Origin of the sequence: Actinoplanes sp. KI2 (genome assembly GCF_025630775.1) — a bacterium.
In the GTDB taxonomy this organism is placed as follows: domain Bacteria; phylum Actinomycetota; class Actinomycetes; order Mycobacteriales; family Micromonosporaceae; genus Actinoplanes.
In genome coordinates this window covers 1-290 of the sequence record NZ_JAOSZE010000186.1, presented here as the reverse complement: position 1 = coordinate 290, position 290 = coordinate 1, and the positions used below count along the sequence as shown (strand labels likewise).

Genomic DNA, 290 nt, shown 5'->3' with positions numbered 1-290 from the left:
GGCCGGAACGCCGCTGGTGGGCTTCAGCATTGGTGGTACGACGACGGTTGGAAGTCGTCCAACCTGGGCGGTGCCATCGAGGGCACCCCGGCGGCCTACTTCGCCGATGGCCAGAACCACGTCTATGTGCGGAGTCCGGGCGGGGCGTTGTGGCATTTCTGGTATGACACCAGCTGGCATTCGGCCAGCCTGGGCGGTTCGATCACCGGCACTCCGACGGCGTACTACGCCGCTGGTCAGCACCACGTCTACGCGCGGGGCAGCGACGGCGCGTTGTGGCACTGGTGGTA

1 pseudogene is annotated in these 290 nt (G+C 66.9%); it reads left to right on the top strand.

Annotated features, from left to right (window positions below):
• Positions 1 to 290, top strand: a pseudogene (locus ODJ79_RS46895) (hypothetical protein); the annotation flags it as partial.